At 46.5% G+C, this 1,652-nt stretch carries 3 protein-coding genes and 1 pseudogene; 3 read left to right on the forward strand and 1 reads right to left on the reverse strand.

The window, feature by feature from the left end:
• Positions 1-29 precede the first annotated feature (29 nt).
• The 3 genes from J5224_RS35885 to J5224_RS26795 are packed head-to-tail and all read left to right on the forward strand — an operon-like array spanning position 30 to position 1,145.
• Positions 30-152, forward strand: coding sequence for a hypothetical protein (locus J5224_RS35885; RefSeq protein ID WP_413544728.1), 123 nt, complete (start codon positions 30-32; stop codon positions 150-152).
• Positions 121-774, forward strand: coding sequence for a hypothetical protein (locus J5224_RS26790; RefSeq protein WP_264628199.1), 654 nt, complete (start codon positions 121-123; stop codon positions 772-774). Before J5224_RS35885 ends, J5224_RS26790 begins: the two co-directional genes overlap by 32 nt.
• On the forward strand, positions 774-1,145 hold the full coding sequence (locus tag J5224_RS26795) for a hypothetical protein (RefSeq protein WP_264628200.1): 372 nt from the start codon (positions 774-776) through the stop codon (positions 1,143-1,145). Before J5224_RS26790 ends, J5224_RS26795 begins: the two co-directional genes overlap by 1 nt.
• Before the next feature lie 76 nt (positions 1,146-1,221).
• Here J5224_RS26795 and J5224_RS26800 read toward each other — a convergent pair.
• Positions 1,222-1,652: pseudogene (locus J5224_RS26800) on the reverse strand (hypothetical protein); the annotation flags it as partial.

Genomic DNA, 1,652 nt, shown 5'->3' on the forward strand with positions numbered 1-1,652 from the left:
CGATTCCACAGGCCCTGCAACAACGATTTATGTTGTTGTTCCCCACCGGCATTGAACTCCCAAAAATAGACGCGCCACCTACACCCGATCATCTCAACTTATTCAATATGGCCACGCATTATGCGAACAATTTCCCTGGCAGAACTGCCTGAAGAGTGCCGCGACTCAGTACTGATTAGGTCTAAAAATCGTAAACAACAATGCCGTTCCCAAAATGCCATTGAGCATACCTTACGCCGCTGCCATGAGATTTATGATGAACAAAAGCAGACATCCGAGGAGATAAAAAAGCAGAAAGAAAAGGAAGGATTTTCCGCAGGTTTCAAACTGTTCTTCACCACAATGCTTTCCATGCTGAACGACTATGAAACGCTACAGCATCAACGCTGGACAGAGCAGCGCCAACATTTGCAGAAGGCGCTGACCCAAACCTTGCACGATCCGATCATCGTTGAATACGTGGTTACACAGTTAAACGCGCATTGCAGCCATAGCGATGCGATGACGCTTATCTTGCCCGAGGTACCTGACCTATCGCCACATTTGACGTGTTTAACCACTCATGAAAATCACATTACGCTGCAATGTGGCTCGCACGCACTACGCTTTCCTGCGCAAGCACTTTGCCAGCAATGGATGACACAGGCTGATAGCGAAACACAGGAATTCACACAGCAACTGGATGCATTAACGCCAGCAACGCTACAAGAGATTATTGACATGCTGCAACAGGCTATACCCACTTTCACATACACTGCCAAGGATGAAGATTGATGATATCACGCACCCAACCCGAAGGAATTAATCCCGTATCGAATCATGTCCCTGGCCCAGACAATGATGGCTTCGACGCCCTGGTTTTGCACTACCTTAGCGTTAATCATCCGCAGGGCAATCTGCAAAGCATACTGGAAAAACTGAAAGCGCTTGCGCCCAACTCACCATTAACGTTAATGGCTCTGAGTAGAGCAGTAAATGTCGCTAACGCAAAGATGCGCAAGGACCCCGCACATGCGCAATACGCGAATACGATTCTCTACAAAAGGGCCATGCAACTTACAGGTACTAATATCCTATACACGACGATGATGAATGATATATTTTTCCCTACGGATGAGGAGAATACGGTTCTGGACAAATTTTAACACCATCATGGCATTGCTTTAGACATTAGCAGAGAGTGACCAACGCCACCTTTAAAAGGTGGCAAGGAGCGCCTGTTTAGCGTTGATTTGTCCATTCCGACGAGTGAACTTCACCATCTTGCTCAATGACAACCGAATGTCCCGAGGTCATCGAATTTTTCGTTAAATACCATAACAGGTAAGCCGTAATGATAAACACCACAACCAGCACTGCATTCCTGAGACGCATATTTTTTTTCTTTGGCCTGACACAAGGAGAAATCGCCAATGAATTGACAGGAATGGATGTCAGATTGATCAATGAGGTTCTGTCATAAACAAACTGCCCACACGACGTGTCATACTGCGCCGTATAGAGGGTTTCTACTTCAGGGTGAGTGCTAAAAGCATCCTCCACCACACCTGCCTGAGGCTCATCAAAAGAAGGGGTCACACCAAAACGGTATCCCAACTTAGGGATAGTCACGATGATTTGCTTATCTTTATCCTGCAAATTACGCCGCAGTG

This window comes from Candidatus Symbiopectobacterium sp. NZEC135 (assembly GCF_025962695.1).

Excerpts from the sequence above, each read along its gene's own strand:
- J5224_RS35885 (WP_413544728.1), top strand. The coding sequence starts at position 30 with ATGTTGTTGTTCCCCACCGGCATTGAACTCCCAAAAATAGACGCGCCA.
- J5224_RS26790 (WP_264628199.1), top strand. The coding sequence starts at position 121 with ATGCGAACAATTTCCCTGGCAGAACTGCCTGAAGAGTGCCGCGACTCA.
- J5224_RS26795 (WP_264628200.1), top strand. The coding sequence starts at position 774 with ATGATATCACGCACCCAACCCGAAGGAATTAATCCCGTATCGAATCAT.